The organism is Deinococcus roseus (assembly GCF_014646895.1).
Classification (GTDB): domain Bacteria; phylum Deinococcota; class Deinococci; order Deinococcales; family Deinococcaceae; genus Deinococcus_C; species Deinococcus_C roseus.
Window position 1 is genome coordinate 122,005 of the sequence record NZ_BMOD01000010.1, and the last position, 16,981, is coordinate 138,985.

The following is a 16,981-nucleotide window of genomic DNA, read 5'->3' on the forward strand; positions in this document are numbered from 1 at the left end:
AGCCAAGACGCGTTTTCGCGTGGTTTGAAAACCGCACCAGAAATCACTGATTTCGCTGTGCAGTTGCACGAGATGTGCAGGCGAAAGTTAAGGACCACAATTTGTACGACTCTCACGTCTTGAGGCCCGAGTATGCCTAAACGCAAAACCAGTGCTGATTCACTCAGCACTCCTGAAACCATTGTGCCAGACGACAACAACACCCCCTCCAATCCGGAAAAACCCTCCAGAGCCAGCAAGGCCAGAGGCAAAAACCCCACATCTTCCCAGCAAGACACCGCCGTTCAGGCACAAACCCCTGCAGAAAAGAAGGCTTCCAGCAACAAAAAACCCTCCAGGAACCAGCAAGGTTCTGAAGTTTCTGCTGAAGCTCCTCAGGAGGTTTCGGTTCCTGCCCGGCAGCCAGTGCCCAGCACCAGCAAGGCAAAAGGCAAAAAACAGCCTCTGGAAGCAATGGCTCCTGAAGTGCAGCCTGCAGAAGTGCCTTTAGAAACTGCACCTGTGGCAACAGACGTGGTTGCAGAACCTGTTGCTGCCCAAAAAGCCCGTCCTTCCCGCAAGAAGGCTGGGACTGTTCCACAGATTGAAATCAGCTCTGCTCCAGAAGCCAAGTTGCAACCCCTCAATCCTGACATCCTGGCAGAAACCCCCATCATTCCTGCCCAGGAACCCGCCATGCCCTCCGAACAGGTGGCTGAACTTGTGGTTTCTGCACCAGAATCCGGTGCTGCAGAAATTGCCGCCGACATTCCCCAGAGCAACCTGCCCACCGAAGACCTGCAAGCCAAACAAGAGCAGGAAAAAGGCAAGAAACCCAGAAGCAGCAAGAAAAAAACCGCGCAACCCACAGAAACCGCAGACCCTGTTGCTGCAGAAGTCCAGCCTGAGCCTGTGGCGCTGGATTTCCCAGTGCAGGCAGCAGACATCCAGACCGAAGTCCCGGATGCAGCCCCTGTGCTGGAGACCCTGTTGGAAAGCACTGTGCAAGGTGCGTCAGAGAGTGCACCCGTAGAACCTGCCGCACCCCAGCCCAAAAAGCCCAGAGGCAGCAAGAAAAAAACCGTGCAACCCACAGAAACCGTGCAACCCACAGAACCTGTGAGCACGGGGCTTGATGTTGAAGCAGCTGCCACAGAAGATGTGACCTCAGAAGATGTGACTGCAGAAGTTGTAGCACCCGAACCTGAGACTGTTGAGGCTGCAGCTGAAGAACCCCTTCAGGCTGCACCCCAGGCCAGCAAAACCAGCAAGTCCAAAAAGGGACGCAAATCCGCTGAACCTGCCATTGAACCCTTGACGGAAGAACCCAGATCTGCTCTGGACACCACTGGTCCTGTTGCTGCACAACCTGTGGTCGAAGCTGCCCCTGAAGCAAAGGTCACCGATGTGACCCTGACGGAACCAGCACCTGCAGAGGTGCCTTCCAGAGCCAGAAAGAGCCGCAAGAAAACTGCACCTGCATTGGCAGACCAGGCCCTGACCCAGACCGACACCGTGCAGGTGGCCGCTCCTGAAGAAGTTCCTGTGGCAGAGGTTCAGCCTGAAGCTGCTCAGGAAGTGCTTGCTGAAGCACCTCAGACCACTGAAGTGATTGCTGCCGAAGTGACCCCAGCCCGCAATCACCGCAAAACCAGAGCCGCCAAAACGGAAGCCCTTGTTTCTGAAGCTGCCCCTGCTGAAGCACCTGCAGAAGTGGCAGCCGCCGTGGAGCCTGTGGCCCAGCCTGCTGTCCAGAAAACCAGCAGGCGCAAAAAGCCCTCTGTTGAAACACCTGTGATTGCAGGTGTGATTGCAGAAGAGCCTGCTGTGCAGCAAGTGGTGGAAAGTGCAACTGCAGAAACCCTGTCTGCCCCCCAGCCTCGCAAAAAAGGCAGAGGGAAAAAAGCTGCAGAAGTGCCAGCAGAAGCCACCCAGGAACCCCTGAAACTGGAAGAGCTGCAGGAGCAGAGCGAAGCTGCAGTTGAATTGCTTGAGGATGCCCCACAACCCACCATGCTGGAACAGAGCAGTGAAGACAGTGCGTTCACCTCTCCCAGCAAACCTTCCATTCCCAGCCCCCAGAGCAGCCCGGCTTCTCCGGATCTGCCTGCTTACGTGTACCTGAAACGGGCCAAGGAACCCACCTCCACAGCGCCCCTCAAGGCACAGCATCCCCAGCACAGTCCTGCTGAACAGGGCAGCCAGAAACCCAGCAGCCAGAAATCCAGAGGGCAGCAAAAAAACCAGGGACAACAGCCAGCCCCTGAAGCTGCACCCAAACTGGACCTGAACGATCTTTCCAACAAAGATCCCAGAGAAGTGCTGCTGGACTTCATGAAGCAGAAACGCAAAACCTGGCATGTGCGTGACCTGGAACGTGCGCTGCCGAGGATCATGAAAAATGCGCTGGGCAACCGCCGCAACATGGAATCCTTGCTGGAAGAACTCAGCGAGGAAGAAAAACTGGTGCGCATCCGCAGGCGGGTTTACGCCTATCCAGAAGACAGCAATCTGGTCCGGGGACGCTTCCAGTCTTCGAGCAGTGGTTTTGGTTTCGTGATCCCGGAAAACGGCAAGGAAGATTACTTCATTCCTGCAGATGCCACCCTGGGTGCATGGACCGGCGACACCGTGCAGATCAAGGCCGAAGAGAAACGCAAGAATGAAAATTCTCCGCGTGGCACAGTGGTGCGCATTGTTCAACGTGGCAATGCCCAGCTGATTGGCACCCTGGAAGAACGCAAAGGCAACCAGGTTTTGATTCCCGATGACACCCGGCTGGCCAAGAGCATTCCGTTGCTCTCCGAAGGGCTGGACAGTGTGGCCCTGGGCTCCAGAATTGTTGCCGAACTGCACTGGCCCGAAAACACCCGTGAACCCTACGCACGGGTCAAGGAAGTGCTGGGCACCGAAATCACCCCGGAAACCGAAACCCGTGCGGTGATCGCGCAGCACAACCTGCGGGATGAATTCCCCATCGAGGTGGACAAAGAATCCGAGAAGATCTCCACCCGCATCACCAAAAAGATGCTGGAAGGCCGCCTGGACCTGCGTGAAAAGAACATCTTCACCGTGGACGGACGGGATGCCAAGGACTTTGACGATGCCATCCACATCGAACGTCTGGAGAACGGCAACTTCCTGCTGGGCATCCACATTGCCGATGTGTCCTACTACGTCACAGAAGGCAGTGCGCTGGACAAAGAGGCCTATGAGCGGGCCACCAGTGTGTATCTGCCAGGTCGTGTCCTGCCCATGCTTCCAGAGAAACTCTCCAATGGGGTGTGCTCCCTGGTTCCCCACAAGGACCGCCTGACCTTGAGTGCGCTGGTGGAGATGGGCCCCGACATGGACATCCTGACCTACAGCGTCACCCCCAGCGTGATTCACTCCAAGGCACGCCTCACCTACGACGAGGTGCAGGCCTACAGTGAAGGGGTTGCTCCCCTGCCCGACCATGCCCGCCACCTGGAAGGCGACATGCACCTGCTGCTGAAGATCACCAACAAGATGCGTCAGCGCCGTCTGCGTGAAGGTTCCCTGGACTTTAAACTCAGCGAAGTCAAGGTCGAGGTGGACAGGGAAGGCAAACTCGAACTGATCCCCATCCGGGAAGAAACCGCACGGGGCATGATCGAGGACCTGATGCTGCTGGCCAACAAGGTCGTGGCCCAGTACATGATCGAACACCACATCCCGGCCCTGTACCGTGTGCACGAGGACCCCAGCGATGACCGCTGGACCGAACTGCGCCACATGCTCACCAAAATGGGTTTGCAAGCCGATGAGAAACCCACCCCTCAGAACTATCAGGCCCTGCTCAAACAGGTGCGTGGAACCCCCAAAGAGACCGTGGTCAATCATCTGCTGCTGCGCTCTCTGAAACAGGCCAAATATGCCCAGCACAACCTGGGGCACTTTGGACTGGCCTTCTCGGAGTACCTGCACTTCACCAGCCCCATCCGCCGTTACCCGGATCTGCTGGTGCACCGCATGCTGCGCAAACACCTGCAGCAGGAGCTCAGTGGACCCGAAAAAGAACGCATCCACGACAAACTCGTTGGCATGGGCGACCACACCAGCGAAAGGGAACGCTCTGCCAGCGATGCCGAACGCGAACTCACCAAGTACTACCAGTGTCTGTGGGCACAGGGGCAACTGGGTGAAGTCTTCGATGGGCACATCAGCAGCGTGACCAGCTTCGGGTTCTTTGTGTCCATTCAGAATGGCATCGAGGGCCTGGTGCACATTTCCAGCCTGCCCGACTACTACATCTTCTTCGAGGACACCATGTCCCTGAAAGGCAAGAACAACGGTCAGAGCTTCCAGCTGGGAGACAAACTGCAGGTGCAGATTTCCAACGTGAACCTGGCAGCCAGACAAATCGATTTCATCCTCTGGGAGAACGACATGGATCAGAAACCCCGCGCCCGCAAGAGGGGCGACACGCCCACCACCAACAACAACCGCAGCAACAAACCCGCGCCCCAGTCTGCCCAGAGCCACGGTCAAAACAGCCAGGGTGGCCGCAAACGCCGGGTGGTGACCCTGGAACGCTCCAAAAACGAGTACTCCCGTCCGGTGAACGTCACGGTGCAGAAACTCTACTTCGGAGACTGGACCGTGGAGAACCTGCGGGACGATGAACCCCAGCAACCCAGACGGGACTTCCGTGGAGGGGGCAACAACAGACCTCCTCAGGGCAAGAACCAGGGCCGTCAGCAGGGCAAAGGTCAGCAGGGTCAGCAGGGTCAGCAATCCAGAGGCCAGGACCAGAACCGCAACCAGGGTCGGGACCAACAGCCCAGAAACCAGGAGCAAGGACGCAACCAGCCCCAGCAGGAACGCCAGAACCGCAACCAACCCCAGCAGGAGCGCCAAGACCAGAACCGCAACCAACCCCAGCAGGAGCGCCAAGACCAGAACCGCAACCAGGGTCGGGACCAACAGCCCAGAAACCAGGAGCAGGGACGCAACCAGCCCCAGCAGGAACGCCAGAATCAGGGTCGGCAGAACCAGGGCCGTCCTCGGGGTGAGTCCCCCATCCCCATGCAGAAGCCCCGTCCCCAGAAGCCCATGCAACTGCCGAGGGATCCTGAACGTGGCCAGGAGCGCAATCAGAACAAAGCCGAGCGCCCTTCTGAACGTGCAGTTCCCCAGCCCCAGCAGTACCAGCCTGCAGAACCCAAACAGACGCAGGTCAAACCTGAAGCGGTGCAACAGGCCAAACCTGAAGGCACTGCCCAGAAAAGCGATGCCCAGAAACGCCGCCGCCGCAAACCCAAAACCAACGGCAAACCCACCGACGGTTCAGGCGAAGAGTAAACCCTTCAGCAACATCAAACCTGAAAACACCAAATCTGAAGCATGAAAGAAGCCCCGCAATTGCGGGGCTTGCTGTTTTCAAGAGAACTTACTTGTCGGTCTTCTTGGTGTCGTTGGTGCCCGTGGACTCCGTGCCTGCGCCCGTTGATTCGGTACCAGTGCCCGTTCCAGCACCAGCGTTCTCGGTGCCTTTCTGGGAGTCTTCCAGGGTTTTGGGGTTGGCGGCGTCCACTTCGGTCTGTTGGGCTTTCAGGACCGTTTCCAGTTTGTTCTCCACTTTCAGCTTTTTACGCTCGGCGGCAATGAAAGCCTGGCCCTTCTGGGTGACTTTCTGTTGCAGCACCTGATCGCGGATCTGGTCGTGCACCTCGGCCAGGGTCTTCACGCTGGGTTTGACCAGATCAGACACGTAAGCCACCACGAACTTCTTGTCCACTTCCAGCACGTCGGTCAGGCTGCCTTCACCTGCAGCGGTCAGACGGCCAGATTTGAAGATGCTCTGGATCAGGATGGGGCTGACGTTGCTGCTGGTGTCGGTGATGGTGCCCGTTTCGTTGACGGTGCCTCCGGCCTTGCCTGCATCTTTGGTGAAGTCCTTTCCACCCTTGATGAAGCTGTCCCGGAAGGCCAGAGCCTTGGCTTTGTCCTTGAAGGTGGCTTCTTTCAGACCAGCACTGCCTGCAACGGCGAACTGGGTCTGGTTCTGCTTGTAGAAAGCAGCAATGTCGGCTTCGGTGACCGTTTCAGCTCGGCCCTGGTAAGACACCATTTCAGCTTCCACCTGCTGGCGGCTGCCGATGTAGGGCTCTTTGAGGTTCCTGGCGATCTCCACAGCCACGTACTGGTTGATCAGGCTTTCCACAGCCTGGGGCTTGAAGAACTGGTTGACGAAGCTCTCAGCCTGGGCATTGCCGGGCTGAATGAACTGGGAGATCTGCTGGTTGCTGTACAGGGAGTTGAGCACATTGGAGTACTTGATGCCCTGTCCATCCACCACGGCGACATCAGGATCTTCCACTTTCCATTTGGAGTCGATGACCTGCACCTTGGCGTTTTTGACCACGCTCTCCTGCCAGGCTTCCACAACCTGGGCTTCTTTGAAGGCTTTGGCCTTTTCCTTCACATCGTTTTTGGCTTCTTCAAAGGTTTTGGCGGCTGCGGGAACCACTTTTTCCACTTTGACGATGTAGTAGTTGTTGCCATCCTTGATGACATCGGTGAGGCCTGGTGCGGTCATGCCAAACACCGCAGTGGAAACGGCTTCTGTAAAGGCCAATTTGGCCACTTCGGTGGGCTCAGTGGAGGTGCCAGATGCACCCACAGCGCCATCGTTTTTGGCATTTTCGGTGCTGTTGGCACGGGCCAGGGCAGCAAAGTCAGCACCAGCTTTGGCCTGTTTGAGCAGGTCTGCAGCTTTGGCCTGGTCTTTCACCACAATCTGGCGGGCCACCACTTTGGGTTCAGATTTGAACTGGTCTTTGAAGGCATCATAGAACAGTTTGGCTTCGGGATCGGTCACAGTGGCACTGGCCTTGACCTCATCGATGCGCTTCTGGATGCGCAGGTTGTTTCTCAGGTCCTCGCGCAGCTTGGGTTCGGTGGTCTGCAGGTTGGTGGTGACGTAATCCCGCCACTTCTGACGGTCTTGCAGGCTGTTGGCCTTGCGGTAGTCGTCAATGATTTTTTGCACTTCGCTGTTGGCCACTTTGACCTTGGCAGCATCGTCTTTGAGGGCAGCTTCCTGAATCAGGAAGCTGACCATCACCCGTTTGAGGTCATCCCCAATCATGCCTTCGGTGTTGGCAAAAATGGCAGAACGGCCCTGGAAGGCTTTGATGTCCTCTTCGGTCACGGTCTGGTCGTTGACCTTGAAGGCAGGCGTTCCCTTGGTCTGGGAAAGACCGCCCCCTTGCAGGTAAGGCAGGAAGGTGAAGGTCATCCCGCCGAGCATGGCGACAGCGACAGCAACAAGGGCGATCCTTACGCCCAGGCTCTTACTAGGTTGTGTTTCCGAATTCACTTGACTTCCTCCTGGTTATCGTGCTACTTTACCTTCTGCCCTGCACCCGTAGCTCAGCCGGATAGAGCGTTGGCCTCCGGAGCCAAAGGTCACAGGTTCGAATCCTGTCGGGTGCGCCATCCACACCACGCTTCGCGTGGTGTTTTTCATTGCAAACACCACAACTTGCATGGCATTGTGCAACAGGCGACCGCCACGCTCTGGCGTGGTGGCTGGGGTTGGGCAGTTTGCACACACGCAGAAGATTCTAGCACCTTTAGATGAAAAGCCTTAAAGGCATGTTCGGATGGTGGAGGGCACCGCTTGCGGTGCGCCGAGGGCCAAGGGCCCAGGGCCGAGGGCAAAAAACACAGCAAAAGGCACCTCTGCTCCATTCTTTTCAGGCATCGTTTTCTATGCTGGACCAGCAGTTCTGAAAGACTGCATGGTTTTTTCTTCCAGAACCTGTTCTGTAAAGGTCAGAGGTTTGCTCTTCGAAAGTTGCGAACAAATGTCGAAACCAGCTTCCTGCAAACGTTCTTTTCTGCTCTCGGCCCTGGGCCCTCGGCCCTCGGCTGTTCCTTAAAATCCAAATCCCAGTAAAGTGAGCATATGTTAGACGACCACAGCCGCAAAGAACTTGACACCACCAACTTGCATGACCTGCTGGCAGCACTGCCAGGCAGCTATGCGGGTCCCAGAAAAACCCTCCCCGCGCCTTATGGGGCCGTGGGGTACGAAGAAGGGGCATTGCCTTTGCGCCTCACCAGCTTTGTGGACAAGAGCATGGTGGCCCAGGGCACCCAGTTCCTGCTGGGCAACGTGCACGACCCGGAAGGGGACGATCTGGTCAACATCGCAGAGGTCAGCGGTGCCCATGTGCAGCGTGTGGGGGTCAGCCAGAGCCTGAAAGACCTGGATTACCTGGTGCCCACCCAGCCCCTGAGCCTCTACACCTACACCCAGTACCTCGCCCATGCCACGGGCAACGGTGAGGAAGCCGAGAAGGCCGATCAGGCCCTGTCCGTGCTGGCCGAACGCTGCACTTTTCAGGTGCCCACCGAGCAGAATCCTGCCAAGCAAATGGCCTGGTCCCTGTGGACCCGCACCCCACTGTTGCTGGCATCCAGGAGCCATGCTCCTTTGATTTCTGCATGGCAGCACCTGCTGGGTCGCATTGGGAAGTCCATGAGTGTGCCTCTGGAGTTTGAACCCCTGATCACCCTTTCGGGAGGTTTTGAAGCCCGCCATGAGTCTGGTGATGAGCGTGTGGCCCTGGTCATTGGTGAGGCCGATGCAGAAATGCAACTGGCCCGCGAAATCCTGGAGACCCGCATCGACGAGATCATCCCAGTGCTGCCTCCAGAGAACCTGAGCGAATACGCCCGCAACCTGTACCTGTGGTATTTCGGGGCGTGGGTCAGTTATTATCTGGCCCTGACGTACAATCAGGATCCCAGAGACACCAAAATTGCCGACCTGCTGAATGCAGGATTCAAGCCGAGGGCCGATGAGGATGATTCGTTGAACTGAGCAGAAGGCAGAGGGCAGAAGGCTTTTGAAGCTGCAGCATCAGCTGTTCTGCTTTCTGCTGCCACACCCAAGCCAGCTCAACTGGTCTTATAGTGGTATGCATGACCCTGCGCATTCGCCTTTACTGCCCTGATGATCTGGATGCCCTGTATGACATCTGCCTGAAGACAGGCAACAACGGTGAAGACGGCACCCGCCTGTACCGGGATCCGAAAGTGCTCGGGCACTATTATGCTGCTCCTTATGGTGTGCTGCATCCCGAAACCTGTCTGGTTCTGGAAGATGAACAGGGAACCTGTGGCTACATTGTGGGAACGCCAGATTCCCAGGTGTTTGAGGAGCGCACTGAAAAAGAGTGGTGGCCTGCTCTGAGAAACCAGTACCCATTGCCTGACCCGACAGACCAGAGCCCAGATGCCCGCATGATTCGCGCCATCCACAATGGCTGCCCGGCCCGCCAGGAAGCCCAGCTCTTTCCTGCCCACCTGCACATTGATTTGCTGCCCAGAGCACAGGGAGGTGGCAACGGCAAACGGCTGATGCTGGCCTTTTTGCAGGTGCTCAGGAACCAGGGTGTGAAAGGGGTGCACCTGGGGGTCTCCAAAGACAACCCCCGTGCTGTGGCTTTTTACCACCGCATGGGATTTGAGGTGGTCCGTGAGCACGAATACGGTTATCAGCTGGGGATGCACCTTGCACCACAATCCGAGTCCTGACCGCGCATTACCCTGATTTGAGAGCTTGAAGGAGGATCCACCATGGCCCAGCGAGATTACGAAGCAGAAGACATCATCGTGCACTGGAACAGCGAGATCTGCCAGCATTCCGGCATTTGCGCCAGAGGCCTTGCTGCAGTGTTCCAGCCAAAAGAACGCCCCTGGATCAAAGTTGAAAACGGCACATCCCAGGAGATCAGCGAGGTCATTGACCGCTGTCCTTCAAAGGCACTGGCTTACACGTTGAAGTAGATCCCCCTGCCTTTCGCTGGCGCTTCAAGGCGGTCCCCCTTAACAAAGGGGGACTTGTTGTGCGTCTGGCATGGCTTCCATTTAGGCCATCACCATCCCCCAACGCTGACGGGGGACCGTCCTGAGTGAAACGAGGGACAGGGGGATCTGAGCAAGGCAGAAATCGCAAACGAAGAAAACAGATTGCTCTAAACCAGCTCAGACAGCCGATGAATCAGGGGCCTGAGCACTGCACGTTTGAGCTTCAGGCTGCTGCGGGCCACCACAAAACGGGCACTGGATTCTGCAATGGTCTCAATTTCTTCCAGGTTGTTGGCCCTGAGGGTGCTGCCGGTCTCCACAATGTCCACCACGGCATCGGCCAGACCGGTCAGGCAGGCCAGTTCGATGTTGCCATTCAATTTGACCACCTCGGCAGCAGAGCCTTTTTCCCGCAGGTACTGGGCTGCAACACGGGGGTACTTGCTGGCCACCCGGTTGATGGGGCCATTGGCTCCTTTTTCACGGATCAGGGACATGCGGCAACGGCCATACCTGAGGTCCAGGGGCTCGAAAATGTCCCGGCCTGCTTCCAGCAGCACGTCTTTGCCCACAATGCCTGCATCTGCCACCCCCAGGTCCACAAAAGTGGGCACATCGCTGTTGCGCAGTTCCAGCAGGGTGATGGGACCAAAATAATGCCTCAGCAGGCGGCTTTTTTCAGGAATGGAGAGGGGAAGCCCTGCTTTTTGCAGGAGTTCAATTCCGGTTTCCATCACCCTTCCTTTGGGGAGGGCGAGGGTCAGGGTCATGCCATCGGGGATCTGCAAAAGTTCACTCATAAGGTTTCACGGCAAGGAACACAGCCATCCAGTAATCTCGCCATAGACAGTCTACGTGCAAGAAGCCTGCCTGTTGCAACACGGACAGGTAAACGTCTAGAGGCTCGCAGATGTTGCCCTGTCTGGCCTGGGCCTCCTGGTCCTGTTCCACCCAGTCTGGCACCTCTTCTGCTGGAACCTGTTTGACCCTGGCCCGTTCCAGGGCAATCAGGTGGTGGGTCTGGGGGGTTGCGCCTGCCACATGATCTCCGATCAAGAGCACACCACCTGGCCTGAGGTTCTGAAAAGCCTGCTGCACAGTGAACAGCTTGTCCGGGGCATGGTGCAGGGCCATGCTGCTCACCATGGCATCCAGGGGCTCTGGTGCTGTCCAGGGTTTCGTAAAATCCAGCAATTGAAAAGTCACCTGCTCTGAATGGAGGTCCTGCCTCGCCAGGGAAAGCATCTCCTCTGCTCCATCGGTCACCTGGATCTGGGAAAAGAACCCAGAATCCAGCAGCACCTTGCTGAAATCTCCGGTTCCTGCTCCGAGTTCCAGCACTTTGCCTCCTGAAGGAAGCAGAGCCTGCAGGATGTCCAGCATCACTTCAAACATGCGGGCCTTGCGGGGAGGATCAAAAGCCCGCTGGGTGTGGTATTTTCTGGCGCGTTCCGGGTCGTTGTAAGCACGGATGGCTTCGGTCATGGGTGCAGTTTACAAAGAACCCTCCCTGAGCACATCTGAAAAAAGGCCCAGTCCATGAAAAAGACTGCAGATCCAGAAGGTCTCTGCAGCCCACATGCAATTCTGCCGGATGGCGATGCTTACTCCACCTGCGTCACACCTTCGCTGGAATACACCAGCCCAATGCCCCGTTCCTTCGCGTACAGCAAAGCCGCTTCCAAGGTGGTGTCCAGAAAGAACTCGGTGCGGTATCCGTCCTGTCTGGCCTGTTCTGCAGAAGCAAAATCCAGTGCCAGGGCCTGGGGCTCGGTGCGGCCTGGAGGGTTCCCCAGGGCAGCCATCACCCGTTCCAGACCGATGGCAAAACCGGCTCCGGGAATGCCCGAGTCGTAGCGGCCTCCACCCAGCAGGGGAAGTCCAAAATCGGGGGTGTAGGCCCGGAAAGTGAGGCCCGTGTAATAGCTGTAGCGTCTGGACATGCCCAGATCCAGCAGGTGGTCTTCCCTGCCGGTCAGGTTCACCACTTCGCGCACGTGCTCCACAGCTTCTCTGGCCGTGTCATTTCTGGCAAGTTCCAGGGCCTCATCCAGAATTTCAATGCCCCCGTAAAGGTCCGGGAGGCACAGGATGCGATCTTCCAGACTGCCTCTGATGCCCTGCTTTTCCAGCTCTGACCGCAATTCCGGGGTGGCTTTGCGGTCGATGATGTTGTGCAGCACATTCAGGCTGTCCTCGGGGAGGCCGGTTTCTTCCAGCACGCTGTGCACAAAACCTGGATGGCCCAGCTCCAGTTCATGGCGCACCCCCAGCCTGTTCAGGGCGTCCAGGGCCATCATGATCAGCTCGGCATCGGCTCTGGGGGAAGACACCCCCACAAGTTCAGCACCCACCTGGGTGAATTCACGCATGCGTCCCAGTTCGCTGCTCATGGACCTCAGCCACAGGGAACCTGCATATTGCAGTCGGATGGGAAAAGGCTGACTGGAAAGGTCCGTGCGAATGAGTTTTCCCACAGCTGTGGTGTATTCGCTGCGCAGGGCCAGCACCATGCCGTCGCGATCCACCAGTTTAAAAGCCCGGTCAGAAAGCGGATGGCTGGGATCATGGATTTCCAGGGCAGGGGTTTGCACAGCCTGGTAACCCCAGGTGCTGAACACCTCCTGGATGTTGTGTTTCAGAGACTCACGCCACTCCCACTCGGGGGGGAGCACAAAACGCGTTCCGTCAGGAATGATGGGCAAGGTCAACCTCCAAGAGCCCATGATACCCCGTCCCTGTCAGCGGGAGGGGTGGGGTGATATGGGCAAATGGGCAGAAGGCAAAACGCCGAGGGCTGAGAGCCAAGGGCCAAAAGCATAAAGCTGAAAGCAGAGGTTGGAGATGCAGGTCGAGGAGCAGACATCCTTGCGGTACAAAGAATAAGAATGCGCAAAAGAAACGGTCTCCCCTTTCAGGAAGACCCTCAGCGATCAATCTACCGAATCGTCTGGTTTTTCTGCTTCCTGCACCGGAGGTCTGGGAGGTGGACGGCGGCGTTTGCGCATGCGGGTAGCGTTTTGCAGGACCAGCATGGCCAGCACGACAGGAATGCCATACTGCGCCAGTGCAGTGATGACCCCCTGGGCACCGTTTTCTTTGTAGCCAGAAACGATGCCAAAGGTGGCAAAGGCAATCAGCAGGATGTACAGAAAAGTGTTGTTGCCAGACATCGGTTTCCTCCTGGGGTAAGTCCTTTTATAAAACGCCGCTGGAGGGTTTTCTGTCAACGCAGAGACCTAAAAGCACCAGTTGCACGTCTTCAATGGCCACCTGTTGCTTCTCTCCCGTCTGGCGGATCACCAGTTCCACCAGGCTTTGCTGCACGCCTTTTCCAACCACCACCCTGTAAGGAATTCCGATCAGGTCTGCATCCTTGAATTTCACTCCGGCCCGTTCGTCCCGGTCATCCAGCATCACTTCCAGGCCTGCCTGACGGAATTCCTGGTAAAGGGTCAGGCCCGTTTCGGCCTGTGCAGGATCGGCCATGTTGGCAACGGTCAGGATCACCTGATAGGGCGCGGAGGCCAGCGTCCAGACGATGCCGTTTTCATCGTGGGATTGCTCTGCAATGGCCTGGGCCAGGCGGGTGATGCCCAGGCCATAACAGCCCATCAGGGGAATCTGGGCATGGCCCTGTGCATCCTGGTACCTCAGGCCCAGACGGTCTGCATAACGGTCTCCAAGCTGGAAGATGTGGCCCACCTCCACCCCTCTGGCACTTTGCAGGAGCTGCTCAGGGTCGTGTCTGGCACGGTCTCCCACTTTTGCCAGCCGCACATCTGCCAGATACCCCAGCGAAAAATTCCCGCCCCAGTTGGCCCCATAAACGTGATGGTCGGGCTCGTTGGCTCCGGTCACAAAGTTTTCCAGTTCAGACACTGTGAAGTCGGTGATGCGGGCAAACTGACCATGCACGCCTTCTCTGAAAGCAATCAGGCTGTCCGGGAGGTCCGGGGCGATGTAACCCAGGGGGAGTTCTCCGGTGGTCCACTCCTGCAACTGTTCTGCTGTGGGCACCTCCAGGCTTTGCAGGCCTCCCAGACCACTGAACATTTCAGAGAGCACATTGGACAGTTTGGTGGAATTCACCTCCTGGTCTCCCCGGATGCTGACCAGCACCGGAACCAGCACCTCACAGGCAAAAATCGCCTGGTAGAGCACGTTCTTGACCACCTGGGTGGGATCACAGTCCATGAAGGCACACAGGCTGGCAATGGTGGGGGTGTTCGGGGTGTGGTGTTTGTGGTGTTCTGTAAATCTGGATTTGATGGGAGGACTGAACAGGGAGTCGGCTTTCTCTGCATTGGCTGCGTACAGACCATCTTGGGTGTACAGGACCTCGTCCTCTCCTGCTCCGGTCAGCACCATGAATTCACGGCTTTTCTGACCGCCCATGGCTCCAGAGTCTGCCTCTACAGCCACCACGTTCAGGCCCAGACGTTCAAAAATTCGCTGGTAAACTGTGCCCACCTGCTGGTAGGTGTCTTCCAGGGATTCCGCCGAGGTGTGAAAAGAATAGCTGTCTGCCATGATGAATTCCCTGGCCCGCATCAGGCCAAAACGGGGCCGGATTTCATCGCGGAACTTGGTCTGGATCTGGAACAGGTGCGCGGGGTACTGGCGGTGGCTTTTCAACACATCTTTGACCGCCAGGGTGACCGCTTCTTCATGGGTGGGGGCCAGCACCTGACCCCGTTTGTGGCGGTCCTGCAAATGAAAAAGGATCCCTTCGGACTGGTAGGCTGCCAGACGGCCCGATTCCTGCCAGAGGTCTTCGGGATGAAGCTGGGGCAGCAGACATTCCTGGGCCTGAATGCGCTCCAGTTCTGCCCGGACGATGGCTTCAATTTTGTGAATCACCCGCTGCATCAGGGGAAGGTAAGCGTAAGATCCAGAGCCGAGTTTGCGAATGAATCCAGCCCTGAGCAGCAGCTGGTGGCTTTTGATTTCGGCATCGCTGGGGGTTTCGCGCAGGGTGTAAAAGAAAGACTGGCTGAGTCGCATTTTTTCTCCTGTAAAAGACACTTCCTGCCATTGTGAGGGCAGCAGGTGGGCAGCAAAAGCAGATGTCCCACAAACCAGCCGATGGTTCAGCAGTTTGCAGGCAAACGGATTAAAGAAAAAAAATGTCACCCCCTGCGGGGAGGCGGGCAGTGCACCAGGGAAAACCGAAAAGATTGTATACAGTTTTCCCGTTTCATGGGTTTATTGTTCAGGAGTTTGAGGGGGATGTCAAGGTGGAGGGCCGGGGGCCACATGGTTTTGCCGAGAGCCCAGAGCCGAGGGCTAAAAGCAGAAAGCAGCGACCCAATTTGATCGGGGCACATCGTCAGAGTCAAGAAGAAGGCAAAAGGGAGCGACCCAGGAGAAAACAACAGCACTCTCTTTTGCCTGAGTTCTGAGGCGTGTTTGCTGACGGCTGGTTCAGGTCTTCAAACCAGTCACAATCAGGTCCCAGACCTGCTCAAATTCCCGGTCGATGGTGGGAGACAGCCATTCCTGGCTGTTGATGGGGTGGTGAAAGCGGGAAGTGGCGTAAAAAATCCCCTCGGCCAGACCTGTGGGATCACCCTGCCTGATTTCCCCTTTCTGGATGCCTTCTTCAAGGATCACAGTGAGCTGGTCCAGCAGTTCAGAAACGTGTTCAGAAAGCACTGCCTTGCTTTCACCGAACAGGCTCTGGTAGGCGTGGAACAGTTCAGGGTCATCCAGCACTTTGCTGCGTTTGATCTGCATCAGGGTGGTCAGCCACAGGTGCAGTTTTTCAGGAGCGGTCCCGGAGGTGTTTTTCACCTCTGCCAGCGGAGCAGACACCCGGTGCAACCAGCGCTGGGTGACAGCCGCCCTCAGGGCCGTTTTGCTGGGAAAATAGCGGTACACCGTGCCATGGCTCACATCCAGGGCACGGGCCACGTCCACCACGGTGGCCTTGGACAGGCCAAAACGGCGAAGCACCTGCTCCGCCGTATCCAGGATGGTTTCTGTGGTGAGGGGTCCTTCTGCGTCGGCCATCAGGGCTTTACACTACGGGGTTTTTCTTTTCACTGTCAAGGAGATGCATCATGGCTGGAGCGTAACGCTCTCCTGCGACTGCCTCTGCAGGAACTGCTTTTTCAATTTGCTCCAGGTCTGCCTCTGAAAACTGCACATCCAGGCTGCCCAGGGCTTCTTGAAGGCGGGTGCGGGTTCTGGCCCCGATCAGGGGAATGATGTCTGTTCCTCTGGACAGCACCCAGGCAATGGCGGCCTGTGCCACCGTCACCCCTTTTTGCTCTGCCACACTGCGCAGGGCTTCCACCAGTTTGAGGTTCTGGTCCAGGTTTTCACCCTGAAAGCGGGGGCTGTGGTTGCGGAAGTCTGAGGCGGTTGCAGCGCGGTCTTTGTTCCAGTGCCCGCTCAGGAGACCACGGGAAAGCACCCCATAAGCGGTGATGGCAATGCCCAGTTCACGGGTGGTGGGCAGGATCTCTGCCTCAATGCCTCTGGAGAACAGGGCGTACTCGATTTGCAGCTGGGCAATCGGGTGCACTGCGTGGGCACGGCGGATGGTGTCTGCGCCCACCTCAGAAAGCCCGATGTGGCGCACATATCCAGCCTGCACCAGTTCTGCAATGGCCCCGATGGTGTCTTCGATGGGCACATTGGGATCCAGACGGGAAGGCTGGTACAAATCGATGTGATCGGTTCCAAGGCGTTTCAGGCTGTAGGACAGGAAATTTTTAACAGCCTGGGGTCTGGAATCCACACCCACAAATTGCCCGTCCGGGGAGCGCATGGCTCCAAATTTCACAGCAATGAAGGCATTTTCTCTGGGATGGCCTTTCAGGGCTTCCTGCAGGAGCATTTCGTTGTGCCCCATGCCGTAGAAATCTCCGGTGTCCAGCAGGGTGATGCCTTTTTCCAGTGCTTCGTGAATGGTGGCAATGCTTTCTGCGCGGTCTGCAGGACCATACATGTCGGACATGCCCATCAGGCCCAGGCCCAGGGTGGAAACCTGGGGGCCGTTTTTGCCGAGTTGGCGGGTGCCGATGGAAGAAATGGGTGTGTTCAATGCAGTGGTCATGGTGAAGCCTCCTTGCCCTTCACCTTACTTGATGGAATGACATATTTCAATATCTGTCATTCCATTTGTGTCACCCCTATGCCATTTTGC

General features: G+C 57.1%; 12 protein-coding genes and 1 tRNA gene. 5 read left to right on the forward strand and 8 right to left on the reverse strand.

Annotated elements, in window-relative coordinates; genetic code table 11:
• The first annotated feature begins 132 nt into the window (after window positions 1-132).
• Window positions 133-5,304, forward strand: a complete 5,172-nt coding sequence (gene rnr, locus IEY52_RS14210) for a ribonuclease R (RefSeq protein ID WP_189003363.1) — start codon at window positions 133-135, stop codon at window positions 5,302-5,304.
• A gap of 88 nt (window positions 5,305-5,392) precedes the next feature.
• On the opposite strand, the gene IEY52_RS14215 is transcribed toward rnr, so the two are convergent.
• The gene (locus tag IEY52_RS14215; RefSeq protein ID WP_229684799.1) at window positions 5,393-7,243 is read right to left on the reverse strand and encodes a peptidylprolyl isomerase; all 1,851 of its coding nucleotides are present in this window, start codon (window positions 7,241-7,243) and stop codon (window positions 5,393-5,395) included.
• 123 nt (window positions 7,244-7,366) lie between these two features.
• On the opposite strand from IEY52_RS14215, the gene IEY52_RS14220 reads away from it, so the two are divergent.
• The 4 genes from IEY52_RS14220 to IEY52_RS14235 all read left to right on the forward strand — a co-directional run bounded on the left by IEY52_RS14220 (window position 7,367) and on the right by IEY52_RS14235 (window position 9,804).
• Window positions 7,367-7,443, forward strand: a tRNA-Arg gene (locus IEY52_RS14220).
• 472 nt (window positions 7,444-7,915) lie between these two features.
• Window positions 7,916-8,836, forward strand: a complete 921-nt coding sequence (locus IEY52_RS14225) for an SIS domain-containing protein (protein ID WP_189003365.1) — start codon at window positions 7,916-7,918, stop codon at window positions 8,834-8,836.
• Window positions 8,837-8,937: 101 nt separating this feature from the next.
• A complete protein-coding gene (locus IEY52_RS14230; RefSeq protein ID WP_189003366.1) occupies window positions 8,938-9,552 on the forward strand; it encodes a GNAT family N-acetyltransferase in 615 nt (204 codons plus the stop codon).
• A gap of 42 nt (window positions 9,553-9,594) precedes the next feature.
• Entirely contained in the window at window positions 9,595-9,804 is a 210-nt protein-coding gene (locus IEY52_RS14235) for a (4Fe-4S)-binding protein (RefSeq protein ID WP_189003368.1), read from the forward strand.
• 188 nt (window positions 9,805-9,992) lie between these two features.
• Here the strand turns inward: IEY52_RS14235 and hisG are convergent, their stop codons facing one another.
• The 7 genes from hisG to IEY52_RS14270 all read right to left on the reverse strand — a co-directional run bounded on the left by hisG (window position 9,993) and on the right by IEY52_RS14270 (window position 16,891).
• Window positions 9,993-10,625 (reverse strand): ATP phosphoribosyltransferase, encoded by a 633-nt coding sequence (hisG, locus tag IEY52_RS14240; RefSeq protein ID WP_229684800.1) that lies wholly within the window; start codon window positions 10,623-10,625, stop codon window positions 9,993-9,995.
• Window positions 10,618-11,310 carry a class I SAM-dependent methyltransferase gene (locus IEY52_RS14245; RefSeq protein WP_189003370.1) on the reverse strand — a complete coding sequence of 231 codons (693 nt, stop codon included), beginning with the start codon at window positions 11,308-11,310 and terminating at the stop codon, window positions 10,618-10,620. The genes hisG and IEY52_RS14245 overlap by 8 nt, the downstream gene beginning before the upstream one ends.
• A 119-nt stretch (window positions 11,311-11,429) precedes the next feature.
• A complete protein-coding gene (locus IEY52_RS14250; RefSeq protein ID WP_189003372.1) occupies window positions 11,430-12,530 on the reverse strand; it encodes an ATP phosphoribosyltransferase regulatory subunit in 1,101 nt (366 codons plus the stop codon).
• Window positions 12,531-12,758: 228 nt separating this feature from the next.
• Window positions 12,759-12,998 (reverse strand): hypothetical protein, encoded by a 240-nt coding sequence (locus tag IEY52_RS14255; RefSeq protein ID WP_189003374.1) that lies wholly within the window; start codon window positions 12,996-12,998, stop codon window positions 12,759-12,761.
• 25 nt (window positions 12,999-13,023) lie between these two features.
• Window positions 13,024-14,832: a proline--tRNA ligase gene (locus tag IEY52_RS14260; protein WP_189003376.1), complete on the reverse strand. Its 1,809-nt coding sequence runs from the start codon at window positions 14,830-14,832 to the stop codon at window positions 13,024-13,026.
• 420 nt (window positions 14,833-15,252) lie between these two features.
• Window positions 15,253-15,840 (reverse strand): TetR/AcrR family transcriptional regulator, encoded by a 588-nt coding sequence (locus tag IEY52_RS14265; protein WP_189003378.1) that lies wholly within the window; start codon window positions 15,838-15,840, stop codon window positions 15,253-15,255.
• A gap of 7 nt (window positions 15,841-15,847) precedes the next feature.
• Window positions 15,848-16,891 (reverse strand): aldo/keto reductase, encoded by a 1,044-nt coding sequence (locus IEY52_RS14270; protein ID WP_189003380.1) that lies wholly within the window; start codon window positions 16,889-16,891, stop codon window positions 15,848-15,850.
• Between the last annotated feature and the right edge of the window lie 90 nt (window positions 16,892-16,981).